The 14,551-nt window shown below is 76.6% G+C and carries 14 protein-coding genes; 7 read left to right on the plus strand and 7 right to left on the minus strand.

All coding sequences use genetic code 11. From position 1 onward, the window contains the following. Positions 1-114: 114 nt before the first annotated feature. Positions 115-1,599, plus strand: a complete 1,485-nt coding sequence (locus tag U5M74_RS11425; RefSeq protein ID WP_410909074.1) for an APC family permease — start codon at positions 115-117, stop codon at positions 1,597-1,599. Between the two features lie 104 nt (positions 1,600-1,703). Here U5M74_RS11425 and U5M74_RS11430 read toward each other — a convergent pair whose 3' ends face one another. From U5M74_RS11430 to U5M74_RS11440, 3 genes are all read right to left on the minus strand, one after another. Next, positions 1,704-2,018 carry a hypothetical protein gene (locus U5M74_RS11430; protein ID WP_410909075.1) on the minus strand — a complete coding sequence of 105 codons (315 nt, stop codon included), beginning with the start codon at positions 2,016-2,018 and terminating at the stop codon, positions 1,704-1,706. A gap of 3 nt (positions 2,019-2,021) precedes the next feature. Continuing rightward, positions 2,022-2,579, minus strand: coding sequence for an O-acetyl-ADP-ribose deacetylase (locus tag U5M74_RS11435; RefSeq protein ID WP_410909076.1), 558 nt, complete (start codon positions 2,577-2,579; stop codon positions 2,022-2,024). A gap of 140 nt (positions 2,580-2,719) precedes the next feature. Then, positions 2,720-3,112, minus strand: coding sequence for a PspC domain-containing protein (locus U5M74_RS11440; RefSeq protein ID WP_410909077.1), 393 nt, complete (start codon positions 3,110-3,112; stop codon positions 2,720-2,722). A 132-nt stretch (positions 3,113-3,244) separates the two neighbouring features. Here U5M74_RS11440 and U5M74_RS11445 point away from each other — a divergent pair, with 132 nt between their 5' ends. Both U5M74_RS11445 and U5M74_RS11450 read left to right on the plus strand, forming a co-directional pair. After that, the gene (locus U5M74_RS11445) at positions 3,245-4,063 is read left to right on the plus strand and encodes a class E sortase (protein WP_410909078.1); all 819 of its coding nucleotides are present in this window, start codon (positions 3,245-3,247) and stop codon (positions 4,061-4,063) included. A 61-nt stretch (positions 4,064-4,124) separates the two neighbouring features. Continuing rightward, on the plus strand, positions 4,125-4,280 hold the full coding sequence (locus U5M74_RS11450; RefSeq protein ID WP_171906098.1) for a hypothetical protein: 156 nt from the start codon (positions 4,125-4,127) through the stop codon (positions 4,278-4,280). 13 nt (positions 4,281-4,293) lie between these two features. On the opposite strand, the gene U5M74_RS11455 is transcribed toward U5M74_RS11450, so the two are convergent. Next, the gene (locus U5M74_RS11455; RefSeq protein WP_410909079.1) at positions 4,294-4,746 is read right to left on the minus strand and encodes a nuclear transport factor 2 family protein; all 453 of its coding nucleotides are present in this window, start codon (positions 4,744-4,746) and stop codon (positions 4,294-4,296) included. A 14-nt stretch (positions 4,747-4,760) separates the two neighbouring features. After that, complete coding sequence (locus U5M74_RS11460; protein ID WP_410909080.1) at positions 4,761-5,687, minus strand: aminoglycoside phosphotransferase family protein; 927 nt, start codon at positions 5,685-5,687, stop codon at positions 4,761-4,763. A 112-nt stretch (positions 5,688-5,799) separates the two neighbouring features. Between U5M74_RS11460 and U5M74_RS11465 the strand changes: the two genes are divergently transcribed. Next, positions 5,800-7,146, plus strand: coding sequence for a hypothetical protein (locus U5M74_RS11465; RefSeq protein ID WP_410909081.1), 1,347 nt, complete (start codon positions 5,800-5,802; stop codon positions 7,144-7,146). Positions 7,147-7,203: 57 nt separating this feature from the next. Here U5M74_RS11465 and hrpA read toward each other — a convergent pair whose 3' ends face one another. After that, positions 7,204-11,775 carry an ATP-dependent RNA helicase HrpA gene (hrpA, locus tag U5M74_RS11470; protein ID WP_410909082.1) on the minus strand — a complete coding sequence of 1,524 codons (4,572 nt, stop codon included), beginning with the start codon at positions 11,773-11,775 and terminating at the stop codon, positions 7,204-7,206. A gap of 98 nt (positions 11,776-11,873) precedes the next feature. Here hrpA and U5M74_RS11475 point away from each other — a divergent pair, with 98 nt between their 5' ends. Beyond that, positions 11,874-12,722, plus strand: coding sequence for a siderophore-interacting protein (locus U5M74_RS11475; RefSeq protein ID WP_410909083.1), 849 nt, complete (start codon positions 11,874-11,876; stop codon positions 12,720-12,722). 22 nt (positions 12,723-12,744) lie between these two features. Here the strand turns inward: U5M74_RS11475 and U5M74_RS11480 are convergent, their stop codons facing one another. Beyond that, positions 12,745-12,951: a DUF3072 domain-containing protein gene (locus U5M74_RS11480; protein WP_410909084.1), complete on the minus strand. Its 207-nt coding sequence runs from the start codon at positions 12,949-12,951 to the stop codon at positions 12,745-12,747. A gap of 98 nt (positions 12,952-13,049) precedes the next feature. Between U5M74_RS11480 and U5M74_RS11485 the strand changes: the two genes are divergently transcribed. Together U5M74_RS11485 and U5M74_RS11490 are read left to right on the plus strand one after the other, a co-directional pair. Then, complete coding sequence (locus U5M74_RS11485; RefSeq protein WP_410909085.1) at positions 13,050-13,550, plus strand: hypothetical protein; 501 nt, start codon at positions 13,050-13,052, stop codon at positions 13,548-13,550. 55 nt (positions 13,551-13,605) lie between these two features. Next, on the plus strand, positions 13,606-14,547 hold the full coding sequence (locus U5M74_RS11490; protein ID WP_410909086.1) for a D-2-hydroxyacid dehydrogenase family protein: 942 nt from the start codon (positions 13,606-13,608) through the stop codon (positions 14,545-14,547). Positions 14,548-14,551: the final 4 nt, after the last annotated feature.

Consider the following 14,551-nt stretch of genomic DNA (forward strand, 5'->3'; position numbering starts at 1 on the left):
CGAGCGGCCCCGGGTGACGTGTGTCACCCATCCGTGAGACATTCGCAGCGAGGGGGAGGCGGCACGGGGCAGAGCTGCCACGGGCGGCAGCACGGGGACGACGAGGAGGACCCGATGAGCCAGGTCGCACCGAACGAGACGGCCGTCGCGCCCGAGGGTGGGCTGCGACGGGTCATGGGGCCGAAGCTGCTCCTGCTGTTCATCGTCGGGGACATCCTCGGCACCGGCGTGTACGCGCTGACCGGCCAGGTGGCCGGCGAGGTCGGCGGAGCGGCGTGGGCGCCGTTCCTGGTCGCGTTCGCCGTGGCCACGATCACCGGGCTGAGCTACCTCGAGCTGGTCACCAAGTACCCGCACGCGGCGGGCGCGGCGCTGTACACGCACAAGGCGTTCGGCATCCACGTGGTCACGTTCGTGGTGGCGTTCATGGTGATGTCCTCGGGCATCACCTCGGCGTCGACGGCGGCGAACGCGTTCGCCGGCTTCCTCTCGGACGGGTTCGGCCTCGGGCTCGCGCCGGGCAGCGGCGGGCTGCTGCTCGTCGCGCTGGGGTTCATGGCCCTCGTCGCCCTGGTGAACCTGCGCGGCGTGGGGGAGAGCGTCAAGGCGAACGTCGTGCTCACGCTCGTCGAGCTCTCGGGCCTGCTGCTGGTGATCTTCGTGGGCCTGTGGGGGATGACGCAGGGCCGCGCCGAGTTCTCCCGCGTGGTGGTCTTCGAGTCGTCGGACGACAAGGGCGTGTTCCTCGCGATCACCGCCGCGACCACCCTGGCGTTCTTCGCGATGGTCGGGTTCGAGGACTCGGTGAACATGGCCGAGGAGACCAAGGACCCCGTGCGCGACTTCCCCCGCATGATGCTCACGGGCCTGTCGATCACGGGGCTGATCTACGTGCTCGTGGCGATCACCGCCGTCGCGCTGGTGCCCGTCGGCAACCTCGTCGACGAGTCGCGCGGCTCGGCCCTGACCCAGGTGGTCGCCGCCGGCGCGCCGAACCTGCCGTTCGACACGATCTTCCCGTTCATCGGCATGTTCGCCGTGGCCAACTCGGCCCTCATCAACATGCTGATGGCCTCGCGGCTGCTCTACGGGCTGGCGAACCAGGGCGTGCTGCCGCGCTCGTTCGGCGCCGTCCACCCGACCCGCCGCACCCCGTGGGTGTCGATCCTCGTGACCACGGTGATCGCGTTCGGCCTCATCACGTGGGTGGTGCGCGAGTCCGGCACCGAGTCCGGCGCCAGCGCCGTCGCCCTGCTCGGCGGGACGACGTCGCTGCTGCTGCTGGTGGTCTTCACCGTCGTCAACGTGGCGCTGCTGGTGCTGCGGCGCGACCACGTCGCGCACGCCCACTTCCGCACCTGGACGCCGCTGGCCGTGCTGGGCGCGCTCACCTGCGCGTTCCTGGCCGGGCCGTGGGCCCGCAGCGCCGAGCAGATGCCGCAGTACACGATCGCCGGCGCGCTGCTCGCCGTCGGGCTCCTGCTGTCCGGGCTGACCTGGTTGTACACCCGCACGGTGCGGCACCGGAGCCTGCAGTTCGAGGACGTCGAGGCGCTGGACGAGCACCGCCCCGAGGGGCCGTACCCGCGGCGCCGCTGACCGGCCTCCACCCAGCCCGACCCGGCCCTCACCCGGCTCTCACCCGGCCCCGACCCAGCCCTGACCCGGCCCCGCCGGAGCGCGGCGGTCGGTCCGCCGACCGGTCAGTACGTGTAGTCCGCCCCCACGCGCCGCGCCCACGGGGTGTCGGGGCGGTGCGCCCACACCCGGACCCTGCCGTGGGCCTCCTCGCCCCGGCGCGCGGCGGTCACCTCCGCGAGAAGCAGCTCCTCGGGCAGGTTCCGCCGGGCCCAGTCGATGACGACGCGCACGTCCCGCTCGCCGTCGAAGCGGTAGGTCGCCTCCGCCGCGAAGTCCTCCCCGCCGTCGACGAACCGGTGCAGGAAGGTGACGTAGTACGTCGGCGTGGTGTCGGCGTCAGCGCCCTCGGGCACCTGCGCCGGCTGCGGCTCCCGCACCGGTCAGCTCGCCAGGGCGGCGTCGAACGCCTCGAGCAGCCGCTCGGAGAACAGCACGAACCGCACGTGCTCGACGTCGCCCGAGCCGTCGGCCTGCTCGGCCGCGGCGTCGTCGGGCCGCGGCGGGGGCGCCCAGCCGCGCACCGAGCCGACGGCGATGGTCGCGACGTCGTCGGGCTCCCACCCGTAGACCCCGGCGCTGACGGCCGGGAACGCGACCGACGTCGCGCCGAGGCCCGCGGCGACCTCGAGCGACCGGGCGAAGCACGAGCCGAGCAGCGCGGGGTCGGTCTGGCCGGCGTGGCGGTTCGGGCCCACGGTGTGGATCACCCAGCGCGCCGGCAGCGCGAAGCCGGGGGTGGCGACGGCGTCGCCCACCGCCAGGCCGCCGGGCAGCCGCGTGCGGCGCAGCTCCTGGCACGCCTCGAGCAGCTCGGGGCCCGCGGCGGCGTGGATCGCGCCGTCCACTCCGCCCCCGCCCAGCAGCGACGAGTTCGCCGCGTTGACGATGGCGTCGGTGTCGACCTTGGTGATGTCCCCGAGCTCCGCGGTGATGCGCACGGTCCCAGTTTGTCGCCGGGGCGGCGCGCTGGCGCGGGCGCGCCCGCACCGGAGCGCGTGTCAGTACCAGCGCGCGCCGGGGCGTGCGCTGGTACTGACACGCGGGGTATGCGGGCCGGGCCGGCGCGGCCGGCGGCGGGTCACGCGGCGGGCGGCGTCGGCGACGGGCCGGGCGACGGCGCCGGGTACGGGCCCGTGTAGCCGGCCTGCTCGTGGGCGGCGCGGGCGGCGGCCTTGTGCTCGTCGGGCACCAGCACCCACAGCACCAGGTACGCGAGCACCTGCGGGCCGGGCAGCAGCAGCGACGCGACGGTCAGGAGCCGCACCGCGGTGCGGTCCCAGCCGAAGTAGTCGGCGACGCCGGCGCACACGCCGCCGAGCATGCGCCCGCGTGCGGGCCGGAAGAACGTGCGACGGCCGGACGGCGGCTGCTGCGGGTACGGCTGGCCGGAGGAGGGAGCGCCGGGGTAGGGGGCGCCGGAGGGGCCGGGGTAGCGCGGGTCGGGGGCGGGGGTCGAGGCGGTGGGTTCCATGTCTCGAGCCTGCCCCCGCCGTCGCTCGCCCGGTATCGGGTGGCGCCCGGATCCGACCCTGACCCTCGGCCGGTGCCGTCCGGGTGTCGCCCGGGCGGGCGGCGGACCCGTGCCGGGGCCCTAGGGTGTGCCATGGCGGGGGCGGACGGTGCCGCCCGGATCGGCACGGAGGAGGTCAGGGTGGCCGGGACCAGGACCGCTCCCCGCGCGACCCGCGGAGGCCGCGCCGGCCGCGTGGCGCTCGGCGGCGTCGGCGTCCTGGGCGAGCTGCTCGTCACCGCGGGCGTGCTGCTCGGGCTCTTCGTCGTGTGGCAGCTGTGGTGGACCAGCGTCGAGGCTGAGGGCGAGGCGCAGGCCCTCATGGCGGACTTCCAGCAGACCCTGCCGCAGGCCCCGCGCGTCGCCGGTGAGCTGCGCACCGACGAGCCGCCGGTCCCCGAGGCGGTCGCGCCGGGGGAGGTGCTCGGCGTGCTCGTCGTGCCGGAGTGGTACGGGCGCACCGACAACGCGATGCCGATCCTCGAGGGCACCACGCAGGCGGTGCTCGACAAGGCCGCCGCCGGCCACTACACGGAGACGCAGCAGGTCGGCGAGGTGGGCAACTTCGCGCTCGCGGGTCACCGCCGCAGCCACGGCAACTCGTTCCGCTACGTCGACGACCTCGAGCCGGGCGACCAGGTGGTCGTCGAGACCGGCAACGCCTGGTACGTCTACGAGGTGACCGGCCACGAGGTCGTGCTGCCCACCCAGGTCGAGGTCGTGGCGCCGGTGCCGAACGAGCCGGGTGCCGTCCCCGCCGAGCGGCTGCTCACCCTGACCACGTGCCACTCGCCCACGCTGGGCGAGTACGGCAACTCCCACCGCTGGATCACCTACGCGAAGCTCGTGGGCTGGATGGACCGCGCCGACGGCATGCCCGAGAGCGTGCTCTCCGACCCCGCCGTCCTGTGACGCGCCGGACGCCCCGAGCCCTGCTCACGCCCCGAGCCCTGCCGACGCCTGGAGCCCGCTGATGTACGCCTGGATCTTCCGCCACCTGCCCGGCAACCTGTTCTGGCGCGTCCTGCAGACGCTGGTGCTGCTCGCCGCCGTCGTCGCGGTGCTGTTCCTGTGGGTGTTCCCGTGGGCGGCCGACCGGTTCGACGTCCTCGACCCGAGCCTGGGCTGACCCCGGCGGCGCGCTAGCCGGGGCCCCGGGCGCCGCCGGCGGCGTCGGGTGGCTCCAGCGGGGACAGGTGCGTGAGCACGCACAGCCACGTGCCGTCCCGCCGGACGAACACGCACGACACCCGCTCGTGCTCCAGGAACGGGGTGCCGCGGTAGCGGCCGCCCGAGACGCCGCGGGCCACGGTCACGGCCGTGCGGCCGTCGACCCGCACCTCCATGTCGTGGGTCTCCATGACGTCGTGGACCAGGTCGCCCGAGGCCACGCGGGCGAGGAACGCGTCCTTGCGGTCCACGTTCCCGTCGGAGCCGACGACGAACCACTCGTCCGCCATGAACGCGCCGATCGCGGCGACGTCGTTGGCCACCATCGCGCGGTCCCACGCGGCCGCGACGTCGCGCAGCTCCTGCGCCGCGGCGTCGTCGGCTCGCTGCTCCCCGGCCGGCTGCTCGTCGTCGAGCGGTCCCATGGCACCAGCGTGCGTCAGGCGGAGTCCGCCAGCACCGCGGCGACCCGGCGCTGCGAGGCCCGGGCGAACTCCGGCCACCGGTCCCAGTAGTACGGCAGCGCCACCACGCCCTGCACCAGCACCCAGCCGCGCGCCCGCTCCCAGGCGGCGTCGGCGTCGGGCAGCCCGTCGGTGGCCGCCTCGCGGAACGCCCGGCGCGCGGCACCGTCGAACAGCCACCACGCGGGCGCCAGGTCCGCGGCCGGGTCGCCGACGCCGAGGGCGCCCCAGTCGATGACGGCGGTGAGCCGCCCGCCGTGCGCCAGGAGGTTGCCGGGCATGAGGTCGCCGTGGATCCAGCCCGGGACGGACGACGGCGGCGCGGCGAGGGCGCGCTCCCAGGCGCGCAGGGCGGCGCGGGCGTCGACCCGGCTCCCGCACGCCACGACCGCCGCCCGGACGTCGGCGTCGAGGCGGGCGAGCGGCACGCCGCGGCCGGTGCCGTCCTTGACCGGGCCGCCCGCCGTGCCCGTGGAGCGCAGCGCCCGCACGACCGCACCGAGCAGCACGGCGCCCTCGCGCGGGTCGAACCCCAGCGGCTCCCCGGCGAGCGGGTCGCCCGCGGCGCGGCCGGGCAGCCACGGCACCACGGACCACCGGAAGGGGTAGGCGTCGTCCGGCGCGCCCAGCGCCACCGGCGCCGGCACGGCGACGGGCAGCCGCGGGGCCAGCCGCGGCAGCCAGCGGGCGTCGGACTCCGCCTGCGCGGCCGCCCACGCCACCTTCGGCATCCGCGCCACGAGGTCGTCGCCGAGCCGGAACAGCCGGTGGTCCGTGCCCGACGCCGTCACCGGCGTCACCGGCAGGTGCGCCAGGCGCGGCAGCTGCGCGGCCACGAGCCGGCGGACGTCGTCGGCGGTGACGACGACCTCGTCGTCGTGCAGCTGCGGGGGCTCGGGCATGGCCGCACGCTAGGCCGCCGGCCGGCTCGCCGACCACCGGTTTCGCCGCCACGTGGCCGACGCGACGGGCGCGCCGGTTCCCAGGGCCGTTGCCGCAGGGCACAATGCCGCCGTGACCCCGACGACCGTCCGGACCGTCGCGCCCGGGCGCGGCCGGGCGCAGCTACCGCCCTTCCCGGACGAGGTGCCGCTGCCGGCCACCTTCGGCGACTGGTACCACCTGGCCGCCGGGAACCTCGGGCTCGCCGAGAAGCGCGACAGCGGAGCCCTGCGCCTCGTCGCCGGGGCGCTGGTCGTCGCGCTGTGCTCCTTCGGCCTCGGGGTGGGTGTCGCTCCAGCGCTCGCCGTCCTCCTCGGCGGCGGGCAGTGGCAGGGCTCCGACGTCGCGGCGCTGGTGCTGGGCCTCGTCGTGGTGCTCGCGGCTCTCGCCTGGTGGGCGTGGTTCAAGCGCGGCTGGGCACGGGCCCGGCGGCTGCGCTGGGCGTGGGCGGCGGCGCTGCGCGACCCGCGCGTCCTCGCCCTGCCCGCCGACCGGCGCGCGCCCGGCCGCCTCGACCCCGAGGCGCAGCACCCGTACCGCTCGCGGGCGGAGCAGGACGGCCCGCACCCGCACCCCGGGCTGCGGTCGGTCGGTGGGGTCTCGGGCGCGCTCGACGCCCTGCGGCTGGCGCTCCACCCATTGGCGCTCGCGGCGGGGGTGCTGCTGGTCGTCGCCGCGCTCCGCTACCCGGACCCCGGCGCGCGGGTGGTCGGCGTCGCGGTGGCGGTGCCGCTGACGCTGGCGGCCCTCGGCGGCACGGTGCGGGCCTGGTACCGCTTCGCCCGCGTCACGGCGCTGGCGGCCGACCAGCGGGACGACCTGGCGCGCTGGACGGGCTGGCGCGTGCTGCACGGCCTCGCCCAGCCGCGGGCGGCGCGGCCGCGCTGGCGGCGGGCGGACCTGGCGCTCCTGCCGGTGGCGCTCGTCGGGCTGCTGCTCTACCTGGGCCGGCTCGCCTCGGGCACGGTCACGGCGGTCCACCTGCTGGTGGGCGGGGGGCTCGTCGCCGTGCCGCTGGCGGTGCTGCTGGCCTCGTTCGGGGTGCGCGCGCTGCGGGCCCGCGCGGGCGACGGCGTGCTGGGCGTGCGGGTGCTGGCCGACGACGTGCCGCCCCAGGGCCCGACGGCGGTGGCGCCCGGGCCGGCGCGCCTGGAGCTGGCGGGCGCCGCGGGCGGCGCGGCCGCCGGCGCGGAGCCCGGGGCCGGCGCCGAGGCGGACGGCGCCCCCGTGCGGCTCGTGCGCCCCGACGGCACGGTCCTGCACCTCGCCGCCGTCGCGCTGGTCAGCGGCGTGCCGCACCTGCTCGTGACGCGCCGGCACTGGCTGGTGCTCGCCGACGCGTCGCAGGTGCCCCTGACGTGCGCCGCGGTGCGGGACCTGCGCGGCGCCGCCGCGGGCGCGGGGCTGCGGGTGCTCTGAGCGCCACGACGGCGGTGCCCCTGGCGCCCCGACGGTGGTGCCCCGGGCGTCGGAGCCTCACCAGCCGTTCGGGCTGAGCACCTTGCGGATCCGCTTCTCGCTGACGGGGCCGTCCGTACCCAGCTGCTGGGCGAAGAGCGACACGCGCAGCTCCTCGATCAGCCAGCGCACCTCCGCCAGCTCGGCGGCGCGCACGGGGTCGGCGGGACCGGCGGCGTAGGCGGCGCGCGCCTTGGCGAACGCCTCCTCCACGTCGTGCACCCGCCAGGCCAGCTCGGCGTCGCGGGCCGGGTTGGCCTGCGCCTTCTCCAGCCGGTACGACGCCGCGCGCAGGTAGCGCACCAGGTGCGGCAGCCGCCGGGGCGGGGTGGCGCCGACGAAGCCGGGGTGGACCAGCGTGGCCGCGTGGTCGCGGACGTCGGTGAGCGTGTTGAGCAGGGCCAGGGACGACGTGCCCCGCACCTCGGCCTCGAGCGCGCGCCACGCGGACAGCGCGGCGACGACGTGCCCGGCGGCGCGGTGGACCTCGTCCTCCAGGTGCCCGCGCACGAACGCCCGCGCCTCCGTGTACGAGTCCGCGGTGCGGATCTGTACGGCGTCGGGGCCGGGCGGCGTGCCCGGCGCGAGGTCCGCGTCGCCGCTGGTGAGGGCGGTGACGGCGGCCAGCTGCAGGTCCGCGACGAGGGCGTCGGTGTTCCGGTACGGGCTCGCGGCCAGCGTGAGCGCCTGCTTGCCGGTCCACCGCGAGGTGACGCGGCCCGGCTGCAGCGCGGTCTCGGCGAGCAGCAGCCGGCGCACGCCACGGGCGTGCGTGGCGTCCCGCCCGGCGGCGTCGGCGAGGATGCGCAGCGCCACGGTGGGCTCGTGCCGGGGCCCGGGCTCCTCGACGAGCGCCGGGTAGCCGCGCACCACGACGCCGCCGCCGAGGTCGGTGGAGACCGCGTCGGGCAGCGCGGGCAGCTCCGCCGGCCAGGTCGTCAGGCCGGTGCGCTCGGCGACGGCGGGGCCGCCCGGGGCCGCGGGGGCGGACGACGCGGCCGGCCGCGTCTGCGGCCGCGCGGCGTCGTTGGCGGCCGGCGCCCCGGCGGCACCCTGTGCGGCCCTCGCCTCCTCGAGCGCCCGGCCGACCGCGCCCTTGACGGCCGCGCGCACGGCCGCCTCGGCCTGCGGCGCCAGCCGGCGCTGCAGCGACAGCAGGTCCTTGGACTCCTCCACGGCCGCGAGTGCCGCTCCGCGCCCGCCGCGCCCGCCTCCGTCGCGACCGCCGTCGCCCGCCGTGCCCTCGACCCGGAACGTCACCCGCAGGTGCGCGGGCAGCCGCTCGACCCGCTCGGCGTCCCACACGTCGTCGGGCACCACGACGTCGCGCAGCGCCCGCACGGCGCGCGTGAACGCGGCGTGGAACGGCTCGGCCATGTCGCCGGCACGGGTCATGTCCTGCCAGGCCGGGGTGTTCTGCCGCAGCCACGCCGCGACCGCGGCCCCGACGTCGGGCGCCGGCACGAGCTGCACGCGCACCGCCTTGGGCAGCGACCGGATCGTGGCCACGCACAGCTCCTCCAGCAGCCCGGGCACCATCCAGTCGAAGCCGGCGGGCGACAGCCGCGGCAGCACCGACAGCGGCACGTGCACGGTGACGCCGTCGGCGTCGGTGCCGGGCTGGAACTGGTAGGTCAGCGGCAGCGTGACCTCGCCCTGCGTCCACGTCTCGGGGAACTGGTCCGGGTCCACGGCCGCGACGTCGACCAGGTCCTCGAGGCGGAACGTCAGCAGCTCGGGGGTCTCCTGCCGCGCGCGCGACCACCACCGGTCGAAGTGCCGGGCACTGACCACCGAGGCGGGGATGCGCTCGTCGTAGAAGGCGAACAGGTCGTCCTCGGAGGCCACCAGCCCGCGCCGGCGCGAGCGGGCCTCGACCTGCTCGGCCTCCTCGAGCAGCCGGCGGTTCTCGGCGAAGAAGGCGTGGTGGGTGGTCCACTCGCCCTGCACCAGGGCGTGGCGCACGAACATCTCGCGCGCGGCCTCGGGGTCCACCTTGGCGTACAGCACGGGCCGGTCGGCCACGATCGGGACGCCGTACAGCAGCACCTTCTCGGTGGCCATCGCGGCGCCCTGCTTGGTGGACCAGTGCGGGTCGGAGTAGGTGCGCTTGGCCAGGTCGCCCGCCAGCTCCTCGGCCCACTCCGGCTGGATGCGCGCGACGTCGCGGGCCCACAGCCGCGAGGTCTCCACGAGCTCGCCCGCCATGACCCACGCCGGCGGCTTCTTGCTCAGCGGCGAGCCGGGGAAGATCGCGAACCGCGCGCCGCGGGCGCCGAGGTACTCGTTGCGCGCCTGCTTGGCGGCGCGGCGCAGCGCCCGCTCGCGGGCCTCGCCCTTGAGGTGGGCCACCGCCGAGGCCTTGACCTCGCCGGTGTCCTGCATGCCGACCTGGCTCAGCAGGCCGGCCAGCAGCGCGCGGTGCACCGTCTCGCCGTCCCACTCCCGGCGCAGCTCGCCGGCGCGCGGCTGGGCACCCGCCTCGGCGGGCGGCTCCACGAGGTCGCCGCCGCCGGCACGCGGGCGGAACGACATGTCGATGCCGAGCGGCCGGCTCATCTCGCGCAGCTGGGCCACGACGTCCTGCCACTCGCGCACCCGCAGGAAGTTGAGGTGCTCGGCCTTGCACAGCCGGCGGAACGCGGAGCCGGACAGCTCGTGCTGCTGCCCGCGCACGTACTCCCACAGGTTGAGGTAGCTCAGGAAGTCCGACGTCGGGTCGGTGAACCGGGCGTGCAGCTGGTCGGCCTGCTGGCGCACCTCGGCCGGCCGCTCGCGCGGGTCCTGGATGCTCATGACGGCGGCGATGATCGCCACCTCGCGCGCCACCCCGAGCCGCGAGCCCTCGATGATCATGCGGGCCAGGCGCGGGTCCATCGGCAGCTGCGCCAGCGTGCGCCCGACGTCGGTCAGGCGCGTGCGCCCCTCGCGGGTCTCGAGCGCGCCGAGCTCGCGCAGCAGCTGCACGCCGTCGCGCACGGCGCGGGTGTCCGGCGGCTCGACGAACGGGAACCGCGCGACGTCGTCGGGCGCGGTGACCACGCCGACGGAGATCATCTGCAGCAGCACCGACGCGAGCGAGGTGCGCAGGATCTCCGGCTCGGTGTACTCGGGCCGGTTCTCGAAGTCCTCCTGCGAGTACAGGCGGATCGCGACGCCGTTCGCCACGCGCCCGGAGCGTCCGGAGCGCTGGTTGGCCGACGCCTGCGAGATCGCCTCGATCGGCAGGCGCTGCACCTTGGTGGCCTTGGAGTAGCGCGAGATGCGCGCCAGGCCCGTGTCGACGACGTAGTGGATGCCCGGCACGGTCAGCGAGGTCTCGGCCACGTTGGTGGACAGCACGATGCGCCGGCCGGGGTGCGACGCGAAGACGCGGTGCTGCTCGGCCGCCGACAGCCGCGAGTACAGCGGCAGGATCTCGACGTGGTCGGGCCGCCTGGGGTCGCGGGTGCGCTCCCCGAGGTGGCCCTCGAGGCCGTCGAGGGCGTCGTGGATCTCCCGCTCGCCGGACAGGAACACCAGGATGTCGCCCGGGCCCTCGGTCATGAGCTCGTCGCAGGCCTCGAGGATGCCGGTGACCAGGTCCTTGTCCTCCGCGCCCTTGGGCACGCGGCCCGTCTCGGGGTCCGCGTCCGGCGTCAGCGGGCGGTAGCGGATCTCCACGGGGTAGGTGCGCCCGGAGACCTCCACGACGGGGGCGGCCTTCGGCAGCACGGCCACGACGTCCTCGGGCGCCCCGCCGACCTCGGCCAGGTGCGCGGGGGAGAAGTGCTCGGCGAACCGCTCGGAGTCGATCGTCGCGGAGGTGATGATCACCTTGAGGTCCGGGCGCTGCGGCAGCAGCCGGGACAGGTACCCGAGCAGGAAGTCGATGTTCAGCGACCGCTCGTGGGCCTCGTCGATGACGATCGTGTCGTAGGCCAGCAGCTGTGGGTCGCGCTGGATCTGCGCCAGCAGGATGCCGTCGGTCATGACCTTGACCAGCGTCTGCTCGCTGGACTGGTCCGTGAACCGCACCTGGTAGCCGACGATGTCGCCGAGCGGCGTGCCCAGCTCCTCGGCGATGCGCTCGGCCACGCTGCGCGCCGCGATCCGCCGCGGCTGCGTGTGCCCGATCTGCCCGGCCCGGCCGCGGCCCAGGTCGAGCAGGATCTTGGGCAGCTGGGTGGTCTTGCCGGAGCCGGTCTCGCCGGCCACGACGACGACCTGGTGCTCGGCGATCGCGCGCGCGATGTCCTCGCGGCGCGCAGAGACGGGCAGCTGCTCGGGGTAGGCGATCGGCGGCACCTCGACGGCGGCGCGGGCCGCGGCCAGCCGCTCGAGGTGCTCGCGGGAGACGCGGCGAGGGCCGCGCTCGCGGTCGGTGCGGTCGGTGCGGTCGGCGCGCCGGCGTCCGCCGTCCTGCTTGCGGGTGCCGGCCTCGGTCCCGTCCGCGGTGGCGGTCCCAGCGCGGGTCTCGGCACCGGTCTCCGTGGTGGTCGCGGCGGTCGGGCCGCGCCCGCCACGCCGCGCTCTGCCGCCCCGACGCCGGGTGCGCTCGGGCGCGCGCTCGCTCTCGGCGGGCGTGGGGGAGGCGGGATCGGTGCTCACGACGTTCCATTCTCTCAAGCGGCGCAACCTCAAACCCGCCGGGGCCGGGCAGCCCTGCGGGCCGGGGCGGTCTTGCGCCGCCGTGGTGGAATCGACGGGTGCTCACCCGCGCCCGGACCCGCTTCGACCTGATACCCCGCCGCGTGCGCGTGCACGCCGTCCGCGAGCTCTCCGGCTCCCTGCGGCGCACCACGTTCCGCGACGTCGAGGGCGCCGACCCGGCCGCCCCGTCGTCGCTCGCCGCGCTGACCGCGCCCGGCCCCGAGGACCACGTCAAGGTCTTCCTGCCCGACCCCACGACCGGCGTGCTGCACGCCCCGTGGGTGGCCCCCGACGGTGGCCTGCAGCGCCCCGCCGACGGCGTCTCGATCTCCCGCGACTACACGGTGCGCGCCACGCGGACCGTGGACGGGGTGGCCGAGCTCGACGTCGACTGGGTGCTGCACGGCGACGAGGGCCCGGCGTCGGCGTGGGCGGCCCGCGCGCAGGAGGGCGACGAGCTCGTGCTCGCCGGCCCGCGGGGCAGCCTCGGGGTGCCGGAGGGGCTCGGCCGGCTCACGGTGGTCGCGGACGAGACCGGGCTGCCGGCCGCGGCGCGGTGGGTCGACGCCGTGGAGCCGGACGTGCCGGTCACGGCGATCGTCGAGATCGGCGACGACGTCGACGAGGCGCACGTGGAGGCCGAGCTCGGCCGCGCGTCCGTCGAGATCCTGTACCGGGCCGACGGGCCGGGGCAGGTCGAGGAGGCCGTGCGGTCGCTCGGCGGCCTCGAGGCGGACGAGCTCCTCGTGGCGCTCGGCGAGGCGGGCGAGCTGGTGCCCGTGCGGCGGTACCTGCGCCGGGAGCTGGGCGTCGCGCCCGAGCAGCTGTCGATCTCCGGGTACTGGCGCCGCGGCGTGGTCAACCTCGATCACCACCTGCCGCTGGACCCGACCGACCCGGACTGACCCGGAACGAGAGGGCGGGTGCTCAGGCGTCGCCGGACAGGCGCCCGCTCTGGCCCTGCAGCTCGTCGATCAGCTCGGACGCCTGCGCCTTGGTGAGGCTCTCCGGCACGTCGCGGCCGGCCTCGCGGGCGAGCGTCTGCAGGTAGCTCAGCTGGGCGCCGGTGGCCGGCTCGTCACCGGTCGCCCAGCTCCCGGGGTCCTTGATGGTGCCGTCGGTCGTGTCGCTCATGGGGTCAACGTAGGGGCGGCGCCGGACCGACGCGCGGCGAGCCGCCGGGCACCGGACGGACCGGGTCGCCGCCCCGCGGGTCCGTCTAGCCTGACCGGGTGACCACCCCGCGCGCCGCGCTCGTCGCCGAGCTCACCGCCGAGCTCACCGCCCTGGCCGAGCAGCGCGCCGCCGTCGAGGCCGCCCTGCGCCGGGCGCTGCTGCGCGCGGCGAGCGAGAAGGTCGGGCAGGCGCTCATCGCCGAGGCGATGGGCGTGTCCCAGCCGGCGGTGTCCCAGGCGATCACGACGGCGCGCAAGGACGTGCTCGCGCGCACCGCCGCCGGCCGGTCGGTGCTGGAGCACCGCCGCGCGCTGCTGGAGGCGGCCAGGGCGCACCGGGCCAAGGACGTGCGGGTCGTGGGCGCCGCCGCCCGCGGCGAGGACGGCGGGGTGCTGGAGGTCCTGGTCCGGCTGCCCGCCACCGCGGGCCCGCACGAGCCCGCCACGCTCTCGGGTGCGCTGGCCGGCGTGCTCGGGCGGCAGGTCGACGTCGCCGCCGAGCACCTGCTCGACGCGCAGGCGCTCGCGGTGCGGGCCGCCGACGCGGTCCCGCTGTGACCCGCCGTGACCCCGCGCGTCCCGCTGTGATCCGGCGCGCGTGGTAGGACGGACCGTGCGCATCGCCGTCCTCGACGACTACCAGCAGGTCGCCCACCGCTACGCCGACTGGGCCGGCCTCGGCGCCCCGATCGTCTTCCTCGAGGAGCCGCTGCCCGACGACGACGCGGTCGCCGCGGCGCTCGCGGGCTGCGACGTCGTCGTCGCCATGCGCGAGCGCACGGCGTTCACCGCGGAGCGGTTCGCGCGGCTGCCCGACCTGCGGCTGCTCGTCACCACAGGCAGGCAGAACGCGGCGATCGACCTGGCCGCCGCGCGCGCCCACGGCGTCGTGGTGTGCGGCACGGACTCCCCGGCGTCGGCGACGCCCGAGCTGACCTGGGCGCTGATCCTCGCGCTGGTGCGGAACGTGACCGAGGAGGACGCGCGCCTGCGGGCCGGCGGCTGGCAGCGGACGGTCGGCGCCGACCTGGCGGGGCAGCGGCTCGGCGTCGTCGGGCTCGGGCGCCTCGGCGCGCAGGTCGCGACGATCGGCGCGGCGTTCGGCATGGACGTCGTGGCGTGGTCCCAGCACCTGGACCCGGACGTCGCCCGGGGCTTCGGCGTGACGCCGCTGGACAAGGAGGACCTGTTCGCGACGTCGGACGTCGTGACCGTGCACTACAAGCTGAGCGAGCGCAGCCGCGGGATCGTCGGCCGCGACGACATCGCCCGGATGAGGCCGACCGCGTACCTCGTCAACACCTCGCGCGGGCCCCTCGTGGACACGGCCGCGCTGCTCGAGGCGCTGCACGCCGGGACGATCGCGGGCGCCGGCCTGGACGTGTACGACGACGAGCCGCTGCCCGCCGACCACCCGCTGCGCTCCGCCCCGCGCACCGTGCTCACGCCCCACCTGGGCTACGTCACGCACGGCACCTACGAGGTCTTCTACCGCCAGGCCGTCGAGGACATCACCGCCTGGGCCGGAGGCCGCCCGCTGCGGCTCCTGACCTGACGCC

It is taken from the genome of Puerhibacterium sp. TATVAM-FAB25 (assembly GCF_046535855.1).
GTDB lineage: Bacteria > Actinomycetota > Actinomycetes > Actinomycetales > Cellulomonadaceae > Puerhibacterium > Puerhibacterium variabilis_A.

Excerpts from the sequence above, each read along its gene's own strand:
- U5M74_RS11425 (WP_410909074.1), top strand. The coding sequence starts at position 115 with ATGAGCCAGGTCGCACCGAACGAGACGGCCGTCGCGCCCGAGGGTGGG.
- U5M74_RS11440 (WP_410909077.1), bottom strand. The coding sequence starts at position 3,112 with ATGGAACCCACCGCCTCGACCCCCGCCCCCGACCCGCGCTACCCCGGC.
- U5M74_RS11445 (WP_410909078.1), top strand. The coding sequence starts at position 3,245 with ATGGCGGGGGCGGACGGTGCCGCCCGGATCGGCACGGAGGAGGTCAGG.
- U5M74_RS11450 (WP_171906098.1), top strand. The coding sequence starts at position 4,125 with ATGTACGCCTGGATCTTCCGCCACCTGCCCGGCAACCTGTTCTGGCGC.
- U5M74_RS11455 (WP_410909079.1), bottom strand. The coding sequence starts at position 4,746 with ATGGGACCGCTCGACGACGAGCAGCCGGCCGGGGAGCAGCGAGCCGAC.
- U5M74_RS11460 (WP_410909080.1), bottom strand. The coding sequence starts at position 5,687 with ATGCCCGAGCCCCCGCAGCTGCACGACGACGAGGTCGTCGTCACCGCC.
- U5M74_RS11480 (WP_410909084.1), bottom strand. The coding sequence starts at position 12,951 with ATGAGCGACACGACCGACGGCACCATCAAGGACCCCGGGAGCTGGGCG.